9 protein-coding genes are annotated in these 15,508 nt (G+C 57.2%); 5 read left to right on the top strand and 4 right to left on the bottom strand.

Translation table 11 applies throughout. The features are described 5' to 3' along the window. Window positions 1-118: 118 nt before the first annotated feature. A complete protein-coding gene (locus WBR25_RS09825) occupies window positions 119-1,417 on the top strand; it encodes a serine/threonine transporter (RefSeq protein WP_005360372.1) in 1,299 nt (432 codons plus the stop codon). Between the two features lie 255 nt (window positions 1,418-1,672). Here the strand turns inward: WBR25_RS09825 and WBR25_RS09820 are convergent, their stop codons facing one another. Together WBR25_RS09820 and sstT are read right to left on the bottom strand one after the other, a co-directional pair. Further along, on the bottom strand, window positions 1,673-2,665 hold the full coding sequence (locus WBR25_RS09820; RefSeq protein WP_479749768.1) for a hypothetical protein: 993 nt from the start codon (window positions 2,663-2,665) through the stop codon (window positions 1,673-1,675). 207 nt (window positions 2,666-2,872) lie between these two features. Beyond that, the gene (sstT, locus tag WBR25_RS09815) at window positions 2,873-4,123 is read right to left on the bottom strand and encodes a serine/threonine transporter SstT (protein WP_199428215.1); all 1,251 of its coding nucleotides are present in this window, start codon (window positions 4,121-4,123) and stop codon (window positions 2,873-2,875) included. Between the two features lie 355 nt (window positions 4,124-4,478). Here sstT and WBR25_RS09810 point away from each other — a divergent pair, with 355 nt between their 5' ends. The 4 genes from WBR25_RS09810 (at window position 4,479) to WBR25_RS09795 (ending at window position 11,734) form a co-directional block, all read left to right on the top strand. Beyond that, window positions 4,479-6,395: a RecQ family ATP-dependent DNA helicase gene (locus WBR25_RS09810; RefSeq protein WP_479749767.1), complete on the top strand. Its 1,917-nt coding sequence runs from the start codon at window positions 4,479-4,481 to the stop codon at window positions 6,393-6,395. A gap of 591 nt (window positions 6,396-6,986) precedes the next feature. After that, the gene (locus WBR25_RS09805; RefSeq protein WP_005333223.1) at window positions 6,987-8,909 is read left to right on the top strand and encodes a PrkA family serine protein kinase; all 1,923 of its coding nucleotides are present in this window, start codon (window positions 6,987-6,989) and stop codon (window positions 8,907-8,909) included. Window positions 8,910-8,932: 23 nt separating this feature from the next. After that, the gene (locus WBR25_RS09800) at window positions 8,933-10,204 is read left to right on the top strand and encodes a YeaH/YhbH family protein (RefSeq protein WP_479749766.1); all 1,272 of its coding nucleotides are present in this window, start codon (window positions 8,933-8,935) and stop codon (window positions 10,202-10,204) included. 9 nt (window positions 10,205-10,213) lie between these two features. Continuing rightward, on the top strand, window positions 10,214-11,734 hold the full coding sequence (locus WBR25_RS09795) for a SpoVR family protein (RefSeq protein ID WP_479749765.1): 1,521 nt from the start codon (window positions 10,214-10,216) through the stop codon (window positions 11,732-11,734). Between the two features lie 161 nt (window positions 11,735-11,895). On the opposite strand, the gene fadJ is transcribed toward WBR25_RS09795, so the two are convergent. Then, entirely contained in the window at window positions 11,896-14,043 is a 2,148-nt protein-coding gene (gene fadJ / locus WBR25_RS09790; protein ID WP_479749902.1) for a fatty acid oxidation complex subunit alpha FadJ, read from the bottom strand. Continuing rightward, a complete protein-coding gene (gene fadI / locus WBR25_RS09785; RefSeq protein ID WP_236297984.1) occupies window positions 14,043-15,353 on the bottom strand; it encodes an acetyl-CoA C-acyltransferase FadI in 1,311 nt (436 codons plus the stop codon). The genes fadJ and fadI overlap by 1 nt, the downstream gene beginning before the upstream one ends. Window positions 15,354-15,508 lie beyond the last annotated feature (155 nt).

The raw sequence follows: 15,508 nt of genomic DNA, 5'->3' as shown, positions 1-15,508 counted from the left end.
TTTCCATAAGAAAGTGCGGTTTTTCGTGCCGTAAAGATGAATTTGATCAACATTTTTGATTAGAAAAACCGTATCCTTGCGCCGACTTAATAAGAACCACACATTCGGGGTGAGATAGATGTCAAACACAGTCACTGGCACGCAGGGAGTTGCGGCGTCAACAGAGCAAGGGATCAGCTCTACTCAAACCACTCGTTGGGAAAAACGCGACTCTACCTGGGTCATCAGTCTGTTCGGGACCGCGGTTGGCGCGGGGATCCTGTTCCTGCCGATCAACGCGGGTATGGGCGGTTTCTGGCCGCTGGTCGTCATGGCGCTGCTGGTAGGTCCCATGACCTATCTGGCCCACCGTGGCCTAGCCCGCTTCGTGCTCTCCTCCAAAAAGCCAAATGCAGACATCACCGAAGTGGTGGAAGAGCACTTTGGCGTAGGTGCTGGTAAATTAATCACCCTGCTCTACTTCTTCGCCATCTACCCCATCGTGCTGATCTACGGCGTGGGTATCACCAACACCGTCGAAAGCTTCATGGTCAACCAGCTGCAGATGAGTGCCCCGCCGCGCTGGATCCTCTCCATCGTGCTGATCATGGGCATGATGTCGGTGATGCTGGCCGGTGAAAAGCTGATGCTGAAAGTGACCGAGCTGCTGGTTTATCCGCTGATCGCCATTCTGGCCGGAATCTCCCTCTACCTGATCCCGGACTGGACCGGCGCGGCGCTGGAGCAAGTGCCCTCTGCCAAGGATTTCGCCACTACCCTGTGGCTGACCATCCCGGTACTGGTCTTCTCCTTCAACCACAGCCCGGCTATCTCCAGCTTCTCTCTGGCCCAGCGCCGCGACCACGGTGATCAGGCTGTCGAGAAAGCCGATGCCATCCTCAAGCGTACCGCCATGGTGCTGCTGGGCTTCGTGATGTTCTTCGTCTTCTCTTGCGTCATGAGCCTGACACCGGCCCAGCTGGCAGAAGCCAAGGCCCAGAACATCGCCGTGCTCTCCTATCTGGCGAACCAGCATGCCAGCCCCATCATCTCCTACTTCGGTCCGCTGGTTGCGTTCGTCGCCATCGTCTCCTCCTTCTTCGGCCACTATCTGGGTGCCCGTGAAGGTCTGAAGGGGATGATCGTGCAGAACATGCGCAAGTCCGGCAAAGAGCCGAACGCCAAGAAAGTCGAGATGTTCATCATTGCCTTCTTCATCCTGACCCTGTGGGGCACTGCCATTGCCAACCCTTCCATCCTGGGCATGATTGAATCCTTGGGCGGCCCGATCATCGCTACCATCCTGTTCATCATGCCGATGTACGCCATCAAGCGCGTACCGGCCATGGCGAAGTATCAGGGCCATATCAGCAACGTCTTCGTTGCAACCATGGGGATGATCGCCATCTCCGCCATCCTCTATCAGCTGGTCGGTTAATCCCCCACCTGCCACTGATAGCAAAAAGCCAGCCGAACTCTCGGCTGGCTTTTTTTATTGCGTTGTCCCGTCCTGAATAGTCTTACCTCTCATCACAGGGTTACGTAATCCACACTCACACAAAACTTGGGACACAGACCTTATCCTGCTCCAGCATCATCATATTTCGGGCTTCGCACCGAACCTCGACCAACAAAAATGCCAGTCGGGTAAGCGACTGGCATCTCTTGATAAACACGCACTATCTCTGGCTGATTAGAGTGGTTGCGCTTCCAACAGGAACGGCGTGATACCGGTGATTTCCGGAATACCGAGCACCAGGGTGTCTTTCTGACCATTGCTACCCGGTTTCATGGTCAGATATGCAGTGACACTGGCGTTGCGATCGGCAAATTCGCGCATCCTTTTTTCCCAGAGCCCCTCATAAATTTTTCCCTCTTTGATATCAGCAGGCCCTGTCAAGGTATTGAAACTGCATGACCGATTGTTCCAACCAGTCAACGTCAGCTTGTTCAAACCTTGAGTGTTGGCCTCTGTCTCACCGCTTACAGAACACCCTTCTTTAAACAGGATGGTCAGCTGGATCCCCAAACCATTGTTGCTGCGCTCGGTTTTGAAATCTTGAAACAGTGCACTCTCCCCAAGGTTGTACCAGGAGTCCGCGTTGATAGGCGCAGTGACCATCGGCTGCAATGCCACTTGGCCGCCCCAATTCTGAATAGTGAGTGCAGAATCGATTTTGGCTTTGACGGGTCGATAATCGAGTACCCAGAGTGACTGGCTGCTTCCCGCCGTATCTGGCACAGACGCCACCTTGACCAACCCATCGACATTGGTATTGGACTTTTGCTCAGCCGAGTCGAAGGTACTGGGTTGGCTTTTGTTCACCAGCAACGACAACGTCAGTGGGTAACCCTCACCTTTATTCAGAGAAGAGAAGCCTTGAGGGAAGGTATAAGTGCTGACTGTGGCACTTCTTTTCTCAGCAATGTTCATCGCCCAACCCGTGCCCTCTGTGGACGCCGGATAGACAAGACCGACCGCACGATAACTGTCGTTGACCGGACGGTTGATTAACTGCCCCTGAGCGTCCATCAGGACGGGGAGATAGACGCCAGCCACCGGCAGCGCCCTCGGTTGCGGCTCCGGTGGCGTGGTACCACCACCACCACTATCTCCGCCACCACCACCGCAACCAACCAAACCTAATGCACCAATAATTGCCCACGAAAGCGTAGTTTTTTTCATTATTTAATCTCGTTTTTTAGCCTGAACCTTATTATTCCGCAGCTATTTTAACGGGGCAGCACCCGCACTGTCTGTCGGCTATTTGCAACCAAACATTTCATCAAAATGAATGTTTTCTTGCGCACTCCTCTCCTCAACACATTTAGGCCCGCTGATATAAAAAGCCCCTCACAGAGAGGGGCTGAATCGAAAAATCGAGCTACCGGCTCACGCCTCGCTGCTGGGCAGCGCGGAAGGTTCCAGCAGGGTTTCATCTTCGGCCATGCACGCTGCGGCGGTGAACAGCACGTCGGTGGAGCTGTTCAGCGCTGTCTCGGCAGAATCCTGCAGCACGCCGATGATAAAGCCAACGGCTACTACCTGCATGGCGATGTCGTTGCTGATACCAAACAGGCTGCACGCCAGCGGGATCAGCAGCAAAGAGCCACCGGCGACACCGGACGCGCCACAGGCACTGATGGTGGCTACCACAGAGAGCAGCACGGCCGTTGCCATGTCCACTTCCATCCCCAGGGTATGTACCGCCGCCATGGCGAGCACAGTGATGGTGATAGCGGCACCCGCCATGTTGATGGTGGCACCCAGCGGGATGGAGACCGCGTAGGTATCTTTGGGCAGGCGCAGTTTTTCACACAGCGCCATGTTGACCGGAATGTTGGCGGCAGAGCTGCGGGTAAAGAAGGCGGTCACGCCGCTCTCTTTGAGGCAGGTCAGCACCAGCGGATAGGGGTTGCGCTTGATCTTCCAGAAGACGATCAACGGGTTGACCACAAAGGCGATAAACAGCATGCAGCCGATCAGCACCACCAGCAGTTGGGCATAGCCAAACAGGGCGTCAAAGCCGGTCTCTGCCAGCGTGGAGGCAACCAGACCCAGGATCCCGAGCGGGGCACAGCGGATCACCGCTTTCACGATGGCGGAGACACCGTGAGACAGGTCAGTAATGAGCGCCTTGGTGCTCTCGTTGGCATGGCGCATGGCGATACCCAGACCGATGGCCCACGCCAGGATCCCGATATAGTTGGCATCCATCAGCGCCTTGACCGGGTTTGTCACCACGTTGAACAGCAGGGTCTGCAGCACCTCGGTGATCCCGCCTGGCGGGGTGATCTCGGCAGTATTGGCCACCAGATGGAGGTTGGAGGGGAACAGGAAGCTGGCAATCACCGCGACCACGGCCGCAGAGAAGGTACCAAACAGGTAGAGCGCCAGCAGCGGGCGAATATTGGTCTTCTGACCCTGCTTGTGACCAATGATGGCCGCCATCACCAGTACGAATACCAGCAGCGGGGCTACCGCTTTCAGTGCACCAACGAACAGATTGCCAAGCAGACCTGCCGTTTTCGCCCACTCGGGCGCAAACAGTGCCAGCAAGATACCGAATACCAGACCAACCAAGATCTGGCTGACCAGGCTGGTGCTATTGACCAGCCGAAGGAGGGGGTGTTGTTGTGTCATCAAAAAAGTCCCTAAGCACCGTAGTGCATGAATCATGAGTCCTGTCTGCAACCACTCATCGGGAGACCCCTGTCGCCCGAATGTGGTGTCTGTGGCCAGCCTTCTGTCGGGCCGATCCGCCAGTCACCGGATTGCATGACGGAATATCCCATTCACCATCTTTTTTTTCCAGAGACTCACCAAAAAATATCCCGTTTCCATCACAAAAAACCGCAACAAAACCTTAACCACAGCGCAACCACCCATTTTTGTACGTTTTATCGACACTCTCTGCCCTCACCCTCACGACCATTCCTGTGCCACCCGTGACCGGTGTCGCTGTGCTATCATCCCCCATTTGCTGCGGAGCCTTGCCATGATCACATCCCTGCTCAACCAATATTTTGGTTTCTCCGCACTCAGGCCAGGTCAGGAGGCTGTGATCAGCCGGGTGCTGGCAGGTCAGAGTGCCGCAGCCATCTTTCCCACCGGCTCCGGCAAGTCACTCTGTTATCAACTGCCTGCCCTCGCCCTGCCTCACCTGACCTTGGTTATCTCGCCGCTGCTGGCGCTGATGCACGATCAACTCGCCTTCCTCAAAAGCAAGGGAATAAGCGCCGCCACCCTCGACTCGAGCCAGAGCCCGGAGGAGAGCCGACGAGTGATGCAGCAGGCGCTCGATGGCCAGCTCAAGATCCTGATGATCTCGGTGGAACGGCTCAAGAACGAGCGCTTTCGCCGCTTTATCCAACAAGTGCCGCTCTCGCTGCTGGTCGTCGATGAGGCGCACTGTATCTCGGAGTGGGGCCACAACTTTCGCCCCGACTACCTCAAGCTGCCGAGCTATCGCCATGACCTGAAGATCCCGCAGGTGTTGCTGCTGACGGCTACCGCCACACCGGCGGTTATTCAGGATATGCAGACCAAATTCGGCATAGCGCCGGAGGGGGTCGTGGTCACAGGTTTCTACCGCCCCAATCTTGATCTGGCGGTCATTCCCCTGGCGCCCGACGCGCGGGATAGCTGGCTCGCGCAGGAGTTGGCCAACGATCCTACGGCCCCCACCATCGTCTACGTCACCTTGCAACACACCGCCGAAGCCTGTGCCGAACAACTCATTAGAGAAGGGATCAACGCCCGCGCCTATCATGCCGGACTCGACTCGGCGCTGCGCAGCCAGATCCAGCACGACTTCATGGCGGGCAAGGTGGATTGCATCGTCGCCACCATCGCCTTTGGCATGGGGATCGACAAAGCGGATATCCGGCGGGTCATTCACTACGATCTGCCCAAATCTATCGAGAACTACAGCCAGGAGATTGGCCGCGCCGGACGGGATGGCCAACCATCGCGCTGTATCGTGCTGGCCAACCAGAGCCAACTGCCGGTGCTGGAGAACTTCGTCTACGGTGATACGCCGGATTTGAGTGCCATCCTCCAGCTGCTTGCCATCATCAAGCAGAGCGGGAGCGAGTGGGAATTCACCCTGCTGCGCCTCTCCAACGACACCAATATCCGCCAGTTGCCCCTTAAAACCCTGCTGGTCTATCTGGAGATGGCGGGCATCATCACCCCGGCCTACAGCTACTACGCAGATTACCGCTTCAAGTTTGTGCTGGATAAAGGCGAGATAGTGAGCCGCTTCAATCCGGAACGCCGCCAGTTTCTGGAGCAGCTGTTCGCCTGTGCCCCGCAAGCCCGCAGTTGGTGCACCATGGACTTTGACGCCCTCTGGCAAGGCTATCAGGGAGAGCGACAGCGGGCCGTTGCAGCGCTCGACTACCTGCAGCAGCAAGGCTGGATCGAGCTTGAAAGCAAACAGATGACCGAGGTCTACCGGATCACCCGTCAGGGGTGGGACAACGAGCAGGAAGTAAATGCCCTGCACGCCCTGTTCCTGCAAAAAGAGCAGAGCGAGCTGGCAAGACTGCAAGCCATGCTCGACTTTTTCACCTCAAGTGAGTGCCTGAGCCACCGCCTCGCCCGCTATTTTGCCGATGAGGTGGCGCCGGTTCATTGTGGCCACTGTTCGGTTTGTCGTGGCGAGGTGGCACATCTTCCTCCCCTGCCCCAACTGGCCATGCCAAACGAGGCGGGGATCCGCGCCTGGTGCGATCCGCTGATTGCCAAGACAGGTTCGGTGGATGCTCGTGTTCTGGCCCGTTTCCTGTGCGGCATCACCACACCGCTGACCAGCCGGGTCAAGGCCAAATCGCTGGCGGGTGCAGGCCAGTTGGCCGCGCACCCGTTTGCCCGCGTCCTGGCGGCAGTGCAACAAGCCTACCCTTGCTAGATGAGTGCTGGCGGCGTCAATAGCCACCAGCAGAAACAAGCGTTTACAGACACAGAAAAAGAAGACCCTCGCGGTTGCGAGGGTCAAGCCAACGGAAACGTGCTTAAACAGAGCTTGGTGAGGCAACAGTCAACTCTCTTGCTAAAGCGTCTTGCTGCTCACACATCGCCAATCTAGGGCACTCAAAATGTAGCGTCAATGTAAAAATTAGAGCTGAAATTCCAAACAAGGTGATTTACGTTGACGTTCACGTAATGACATTCTCATCCATAACCCCGCCAACCCGCAGCCCCATTGACTTTCGTCAAACCCCTTAATCTTTTCGCAATAAGTTCCCTCTTTCCCATAAACATTTATTTTTTTATGTCTTTGACATTTACCTCACTATCGTGGCAAAAATAATTTAACAGTCAGTAACATAGCGGTGTTGTTGACTGACCCTCCCCGCAAAGGATCGGGCAGGTTTCTTCAGAATTTAACCTATCAACCGTGATGGATTACTGGAGTCTGTTGACTAGGCTTTAAAAGCGCACAACACAAAAGCAGTCATCCACTTTTTTCAGGGTAAGCGACTATAACGAGGGCAAAGTTATGGGCATATTCGAGCATTACCAACAGCGATATGAAAAAGCGAGAGAAGAGGAATATACCATCCAGGAGTTCCTGGATATGTGTAAGCAGGACAAAGCCTGCTACGCCTCCGCAGCCGAACGTCTGCTGACCGCCATCGGTGAGCCGGAGATGGTAGACACCTCAGCCAACCCCAGACTGAGCCGACTCTTCTCCAACCGCGTCGTGGCACGCTATCCCGCCTTCAAGGATTTCTACGGGATGGAAGAGGCCATCGAACAGATCGTCTCCTACCTCAAACACTCCGCCCAAGGGCTGGAGGAGAAGAAACAGATCCTCTATCTGCTGGGCCCCGTTGGCGGCGGTAAATCCTCGCTGGCAGAGAAACTCAAATCCCTGATGCAGAAGGTGCCCATCTATCGCATCAAGGGCTCACCAGTCAATGATCACCCCTTCTGCCTGTTCGATATCGAAGAGGATGGGGAGATCCTGGAAAAAGAGTACGGCATCCCGCGCCGTTACCTGCGTCCCATCATGTCCCCCTGGGTGGCCAAACGCCTGCACGAGTTTGGCGGCGACATCACCAAGTTCAAGGTGGAGAAGGTCAACCCCTCCATCCTCGATCAAATCGCCATTGCCAAGACTGAACCCGGTGATGACAACAACCAGGACATCTCCTCACTGGTCGGCAAGGTCGACATCCGCATGCTGGAGCACTTCGCCCAGGATGACGCCGATGCCTACTCCTACTCAGGTGCGCTGTGTAAAGCGAACCAGGGGGTGATGGAGTTTGTGGAGATGTTCAAGGCCCCCATCAAGGTGCTGCACCCGCTGCTGACGGCAACCCAGGAGGGTAACTACAACGGTACCGAAGGGCTCTCCGCCCTCCCCTTTGACGGCATCTTGCTCGCTCACTCCAACGAATCCGAGTGGCAGCAGTTCCGCAACAACAAGAACAACGAGGCCTTCCTCGACCGGGTCTACATCGTCAAGGTGCCTTACTGCCTGCGCGTCTCCGAAGAGGTGAAGATCTACGAGAAACTGCTGATCAACAGCGAATTGACCGAGGCCAAATGCGCCCCGGGCACCCTCGAGCTGCTGGGCCAGTTCTCTGTGTTGTCACGGCTGAAAGAGCCGGAAAACTCCAGCATCTACTCCAAGATGCGGGTCTATGATGGCGAAAGTCTGAAGGACACCGATCCGAAGGCGAAGAGCTATCAGGAGTATCGCGACTACGCCGGTGTAGACGAAGGGATGAATGGTCTCTCTACCCGCTTTGCGTTCAAGATCCTCTCCCGCGTCTTCAACTTCGACCACGCGGAAGTGGCCGCCAACCCGGTGCACCTCTTCTATGTGCTGGAGCAGCAGATCGAGCGCGAACAGTTCCCGCAAGAGCTGCACGATCGCTACCTTGAGTTCATCAAGGGCTATCTGACCCCACGCTATGTGGAGTTCATCGGCAAGGAGATCCAGACCGCCTATCTCGAGTCCTACTCCGAGTACGGTCAGAACATCTTCGATCGCTACGTCACCTACGCCGACTTCTGGATCCAGGATCAGGAGTACCGTGACCCCGAAACCGGCCAGCTGTTTGACAGAGCGTCTCTCAACAGCGAGCTGGAGAAAATTGAAAAACCCGCCGGGATCAGCAACCCGAAGGATTTCCGTAACGAAATCGTCAACTTCGTGCTGCGTGCCCGGGCCAACAATGCAGGCCGTAACCCCAACTGGACCAGTTACGAGAAGCTGCGCACCGTGATCGAGAAGAAGATGTTCTCCAACACGGAAGAGCTGCTGCCGGTTATCTCCTTCAACAGCAAAACCTCGGCCGAGGAGCAGAAGAAGCACGATAACTTTGTCGAACGGATGATGGAGAAAGGCTACACCCGCAAACAGGTGCGACTGCTCTCCGAATGGTATCTCAGGGTACGCAAGTCATCCTGACCCTGACTGTTCAAGGGGGAGTTATGGCGCATTTTATCGACCGCAGGCTCAACGGCAAAAACAAAAGCGCTGTCAATCGGCAGCGCTTCATCCGCCGCTACAAGAAGCAGATAAAACAAGCGGTCTCGGATGCTGTCTCCAAGCGCAGCATTCAGGACGTAGACAAAGGCGAGAGCATCAGCATCCCGACCAAGGATATCGGCGAGCCCCATTTTCATCAGGGGCACGGTGGTAAACGGGAGATGGTGCATCCCGGCAATGATCAGTTCGTCTCCGGCGACAAGATTGACCGTCCCAAAGGAGGAGGTGGTGGACAGGGGTCCGGCGAGGGACAAGCATCCAATCAGGGGGAAGGGGCCGATGATTTCGTGTTCCAGATCTCCAAGGATGAGTATCTCGATCTGCTGTTTGAAGATCTGGAGCTGCCCAGGCTGCAGAAAACCCAGCTCAATCAGCTGATGGAGGTCAAAACCTATCGGGCGGGCTACACCTCAAACGGGGTGCCCGCCAACATCAACGTGGTGCGTTCCCTGCAAAATTCGCTGGCGCGGCGCATGGCGCTGCAAGCGGGCAAGAAACGCCAACTGCACGAACTGGAAGAGCGGCTGGCTCTGCTGGCCACCGATCCCAACGAGCACTTTGCCGAAATAGCCCTGCTCGAGAAGGAGATCAGGGAGCTGAAACGGCGGATTGATGCGGTGCCGTTTATTGACACCTTCGATCTCAAGTTCAACAACTTCGTCAAACGGCCCGTCCCCTCCAGCCAGGCGGTGATGTTCTGTCTGATGGACGTCTCGGGCTCCATGGATCAGGCCACCAAGGAGATGGCCAAGCGTTTCTATATCCTGCTCTATCTGTTCCTGAGCCGGACCTATAAGAACGTCGAGGTGGTCTATATCCGCCACCATACCCAGGCCAAGGAGGTGGATGAACACGAGTTCTTCTACTCCCAGGAGACTGGCGGCACCATCGTCTCCAGCGCCCTCAAGATGATGAACGACATCATCAACGAGCGTTACCCCGCCAACCAGTGGAACATCTATGCGGCGCAGGCATCGGATGGTGACAACTGGGCTGATGACTCACCGCAGTGCCGTGAAATTCTGGCGCGGGACATCATGCCAAGGGTGCGGTACTACTCCTACATCGAGATCACTACCCGTGCCCACCAGACCCTGTGGCACGAATATGAGTCGGTAGCCAGCCATTTCCCCCACTTTGCGATGGAGCACATTCGCAAGGTCGAGGATATCTATCCGGTGTTCCGCGAGCTGTTCAAAAAACAAGCGGCGTGAGGAGGTCACATGATCGAAACTGAAAAACGTGTAGCGCCACTGGATGACGGACCAGACTGGAACTTCGATCTGCTGGAGACCTATCATCAGGAGATCGCCCGGGTCGCCCGTTTCTACAAGCTGGACACCTACCCCAACCAGATCGAGGTGATCACCGCCGAGCAGATGATGGATGCCTACTCCAGCGTTGGCATGCCCATCGGCTATCAGCACTGGTCATTCGGCAAGCGCTTTATCCATACCGAGCGCAACTACAAGCGCGGCCAGATGGGGCTGGCCTACGAGATCGTCATCAACTCGGATCCCTGCATCGCCTACCTGATGGAGGAGAACACCATGCCGATGCAGGCGCTGGTGATGGCACACGCCTGCTACGGCCACAACTCCTTCTTCAAAAACAACTACCTGTTCAAGGCCTGGACCGATGCCTCCTCCATCATCGACTACCTGCTGTTCGCCAAGAACTACATCACCCAGTGTGAAGAGAAGCATGGCATCGAGGCAGTGGAGCAGCTGCTCGACTCCTGCCATGCCCTGATGAACTTCGGGGTGGATCGCTACAAGCGTCCCCAGAAGATCTCGATGGCCGAGGAGAAGCGGCGTCAGAAGGCGCGGGAAGATTATCTGCAAACTCAGGTCAACGAGCTGTGGCGAACCCTGCCCAAGCAGCATAGAGCCGCTGGCGTGGAGGACAGGCGCTACCCCGCCGAGCCCCAGGAGAACATTCTCTACTTCATCGAGAAGAATGCCCCCTTGCTGGAGCCTTGGCAGCGGGAAGTGGTGCGCATAGTGCGCAAGATCAGCCAGTATTTCTATCCACAAAAGCAGACCCAAGTGATGAACGAGGGGTGGGCCACCTTCTGGCACTACACCATCCTCAATCACCTCTATGACGAGGGCAAGCTGAGCGATCGCTTCATGATGGAGGTGCTGCACAGCCACACCAACGTGGTCTATCAACCTGCTTACAACAGCCGCTACTACTCGGGGATCAACCCCTATGCGCTGGGGTTTGCCATGTTTACCGACCTGCGCCGCATCTGCGAGAACCCGACCGAGGAGGACAGATACTGGTTCCCCGACTATGCCGGCAGCAACTGGGTCGAAACCCTCCACTTTGCCATGCAGAACTTCAAGGACGAGAGCTTTATCAGCCAGTTCCTCAGTCCCAAAGTGATGCGGGATATGAAGCTGTTCGCCATTGATGACGACGACCTGAAGAACTATCTGAAGGTCTCCGCTATCCACAATGACGAGGGGTACCGTCAGGTGCGCAATACCCTGTCGGCCCAATACAACCTCAGCAATCTGGAGCCCAATATTCAGGTCTACAACGTTGCCGTGAAGGGGGATCGCTCCCTCACCCTGCGCTATGTGCCCCACAACCGCATCCCCCTTGGCGACTCTCGCCATGAGGTGCTCAAACACCTGCATCAGCTGTGGGGATTCGACGTGGTGCTGGAGCAGGACAACGGTGAACTGCCACCCGATATTATCGGCCGCTGCCCGGAGCGCAAACCGGGGATCTGATCCGTGACGTGATATCTCGACGGCCCACTTCAGTGGGCCGTTTTTTATCAGCGTTTGCCTCTGCCTGCATCATCGCAGCACAACCGGAACAAACCACAACATAGAAAGAGGCCCGCATGGGGTGCGGGCCTCTTTGTCTTGCGGTCAATCTGCAGCGGTTATCAGTAGAAGGTCTGCTGCTCTGCGGCCATTGCCTTGAGGCGGGCACAAGGGGCAAACCGATCGCCATGGCGCTTCTGGTAATACTCCAGACGGCCAACCAGATGATCGATCCCGAGCGTGTCCATATAACGGAACGGGCCGCCGAGGAAGGGCGGGAAACCGATGCCGAAGATGGCGCCGATATCACCATCACGAGCCGAGGCCACCACACCGCTATCCAGCGCCATGGCCGCTTCGTTGAGCATCAGCAGCACGCAGCGCTCGGCGATCTCCTGACGGGCCAGCTTGGCAGAAGGCTTGATGCCGAGCACGCCATAGACGCTCTCGTCCACCGTCTTCTTGCCCTCTTTGCCGGTCAGCTTGTTACGCGGTGCCGCCTTGCCATAGAGGTAGAAGCCCTTGCCGTTCTTGCGCCCCTTGCGATCATTTTGCAGCAGTTTGTCGAACGCCTTGGGTGCCTGGAACTGCTCGCCGCCCAGCTCTTTCTCGAGAATGGGGGAGATCTTGGCGCCCACATCGATCCCCACCTCGTCGAGCAAGGTGATGGGGCCAACCGGGAAACCAAAGTCCAGCAGCGCGCTATCGAGCACCTCTACCGGCTCCCCTTCCAGCACCAATCGCGCCGCTTCATTCATGTAGGGGGCAAGGATGCGGTTGACGTAGAAACCGGCTTCATCCTTCACCACGATGGGCGTTTTGCCCTGGGCGCGGGCAAAAGCCAGGGTGGTGGCGACCGTCTCGGCATTGGTGCCAGCGTGGGGGATGATCTCCGCCAGCGGCATCTTGTCCACCGGGCTGAAGTAGTGCAGCCCTACGACTCGTTCTGGGTGCGCCGCCTCTGCCGCAATCTGGTTGATGGGCAGGGAGGAGGTGTTGGAGGCAAACACTGTGTGCTCACCGCACTCACGCTCCACGTCCTTCACCATCTGGTGTTTGAGATTGAGATCTTCAAACACCGCCTCAACCACCATGTCCACCCGGTGGAAACCGGAGTAGTCGAGGGTACCGGTCAACAGGCTCATCTGTTTTTCCAGTTCGCTGCGCAGAATGTGACGACGCTTGAGCTTCTTGGCCAGAATGTCGTAGCTGTAGCGCATGGCATTGCCGATCCCGGCGCTTGCTACATCCTTGATCCGCACCGGCACGCCCGCCTTGGTAGCGGTGACAAATGCGATGCCGCCCCCCATCAGACCACCGCCCAGCACGGCCGCGTGGCCCACCTTGCGCGGCTCGGCCCCCTGATAGGTGACCTCTTTCTTCATCTCGGTGGTGGCAAAGAAGATGGAACGCAGAGCGGCAGACTCAGCCGTCATCACCAGCTCGCCAAAGTGGCGGGATTCGGCGGCCAGACCGGCCTTCATCCCCTCCTCCACGCCTATGCGCACCACCTCGAGAATCCGCTCCGGCGCCGGGTAGTTGCCACGGGTCTTGGCTTTCACCCCCTTGCTGGCTTGATCGAACAGTACCTTGCGACCCAGCTTGTTGGTCTCCAGCACCTTGCCTTGCAGATCCCGTTTCAACTGATGGCGCGGTTTGCCCTTCTTGGCCAGCTTGATGGCAGCATCCAGCAAAATTGACGGCGGCACCACATCGTCTACCAGCCCCAATTTCTTGGCTTGTTTGGCCCGCACCTGCTTGCCGGTCAGCATCAGATCTAGCGCCTTGGCCACCCCGATGAGGCGCGGCAGACGCTGGGTACCGCCAGAGCCCGGCAGCAGACCGAGCTGAACTTCCGGCAATCCCAGCACAGATTTTCCGTGATCGGTCACCACCCGACCATGGCAGGCCAGCGCCAGCTCCAGCCCGCCACCGAGGCAGGGGCCGTGAATGGCGGCGATCACCGGAATGGACAGCCCCTCGATCTCGGCAAAGATCTCCTGCCCTTCCCGTGACAGGGTCTCGGCATCCTTGGCACTGGTGCAGGCGGCCAGCATGGTGATATCAGCACCAGCGATGAAGGAGTCCTTTTTGCCAGAGGTGATCACCAGACCGATCAAATCCTTGTTGCGTTTCACCTCGGCCAGTACGGAGCGGATCTCCTCCACAAAAGCAGCTTTGAGGGTATTCATGCTCTCGCCCGGCACATCCATGGTGAGGATGCCGATGCCATCTTTGCGAACATCCAGGGAAAAAGTCTTAGCGTTCATCATTCAACCTCCAACACCATAGCCACGCCCAATCCACCCGCCGCACAGGCGGTGTTGAGCCCCAATCCCCCGCCGCGACGACGCAGCTCATGCAGGGTCTGGGTGATCATCCGCGCACCAGTCGCGGCAAAGGGGTGGCCATAGGCCAGCGAACCGCCGAGGACGTTGAACTTCTCCATGTCCACCTCGCCGATGGCCTGATCGCGGCCAAGCTTGTCGCGGGCAAAATCGGCACTGGCAAACATCTTGAGGTTGGCCAGGGTCTGGGCGGCAAAGGCTTCATGCATGTCGATCAGGGTGAGATCACCGAGCGTAATGCCAGCTCTGTCCAGCGCCAGCGGCGTGGCGTAGGAGGGCCCCATCAGCATGTCTTGCCAGACATCAATGGCCGAGAAGGCGAAGCTGCGGATATAGCCAAGCGGCTCGAGGCCCAGCTCTTTCGCCCGACCTTCCCGCATCAGCAACACGGCAGCGGCGCCATCGGTCAGCGGCGTGGCGTTGGCTGCAGTGACTGTGCCATGAACCCGGTCAAACACCGGTTTGAGCTTGGCGTAGCTCGCGAGATCCGAGCTTTCACGGATATTGTTGTCCCGCTCCAGCGGTGACTTGTAAGGCGGCACATGGGCGGTAAACACCTCGCCGCTGAGCTTGCCATCGGCCCAAGCCTGCGCGGCCAGAGTGTGAGAGCGATGAGCCAGCGCATCTTGCGCCTCGCGGCTGATCTGGTGGCTCTTGGCCATCTGCTCGGCCGTTTGCCCCATCGAAAGTCCCGTAGAGTATTCCGCCACCGCAGGCGGTACAGGCAGCAGATCCTTGACCCTCAATGTCCGCAGAATATTGAAGCGCTGCTGCAGATTGCGCGCCTTGTTGAGATCCACCAGGGCGCGGGCCAGCTTCTTGCTCACCCCGATGGGCAGCACGGAGGAGGAGTCAGCCCCACCGGCGATGGCGATGTCTACGGTACCGGCCATGATGGATTCGGTGACGTTGGCCACCGCCTGGAAACTGGTGGCGCAGGCGCGGGAGACACTATAGGCATCGGTATTGACGCTCATGCCGGTACCGAGCACGATCTCGCGAGCAATGTTGGGGGCTTCCGGCATCTGAACCACCTGACCAAACACCAGCTGGTCGATAAGCTTGGGATCGAGATCGGTACGGGCAAGCATTTCGCTCACCACCAGTTTGCCGAGATCGACTGCAGGCACGCCATGAAAGGCGGTGGCCTGCTTGGCAAAGGGGGTACGCAGCCCCGCCACGACGGCAATCCGTTCGCCCTGGCGAGTCGTCAGTTTCAATGGCTGTTTCATCCTGGCTCCTTGGTTTAAAAGGCAGAGGTCTGACCTCATTGCGCCACATCTTAACAATCCAATCACAAGTTTCATACAGCTGATTGAAACTAAATTAAGCACGGCAAGGCCCCTTTGCTCGCCCTTGGGGAGCAACTGGAGTATAAAAAGATCAA

The organism is Aeromonas sp. MTB (assembly GCF_056632455.1).
This window is presented reverse-complemented; position numbering and strand designations above follow the sequence as displayed.

Excerpts from the sequence above, each read along its gene's own strand:
- WBR25_RS09825 (WP_005360372.1), top strand. The coding sequence starts at position 119 with ATGTCAAACACAGTCACTGGCACGCAGGGAGTTGCGGCGTCAACAGAG.
- WBR25_RS09820 (WP_479749768.1), bottom strand. The coding sequence starts at position 2,665 with ATGAAAAAAACTACGCTTTCGTGGGCAATTATTGGTGCATTAGGTTTG.
- sstT (WP_199428215.1), bottom strand. The coding sequence starts at position 4,123 with ATGACACAACAACACCCCCTCCTTCGGCTGGTCAATAGCACCAGCCTG.
- WBR25_RS09810 (WP_479749767.1), top strand. The coding sequence starts at position 4,479 with ATGATCACATCCCTGCTCAACCAATATTTTGGTTTCTCCGCACTCAGG.
- WBR25_RS09805 (WP_005333223.1), top strand. The coding sequence starts at position 6,987 with ATGGGCATATTCGAGCATTACCAACAGCGATATGAAAAAGCGAGAGAA.
- WBR25_RS09800 (WP_479749766.1), top strand. The coding sequence starts at position 8,933 with ATGGCGCATTTTATCGACCGCAGGCTCAACGGCAAAAACAAAAGCGCT.
- WBR25_RS09795 (WP_479749765.1), top strand. The coding sequence starts at position 10,214 with ATGATCGAAACTGAAAAACGTGTAGCGCCACTGGATGACGGACCAGAC.
- fadJ (WP_479749902.1), bottom strand. The coding sequence starts at position 14,043 with ATGAACGCTAAGACTTTTTCCCTGGATGTTCGCAAAGATGGCATCGGC.
- fadI (WP_236297984.1), bottom strand. The coding sequence starts at position 15,353 with ATGAAACAGCCATTGAAACTGACGACTCGCCAGGGCGAACGGATTGCC.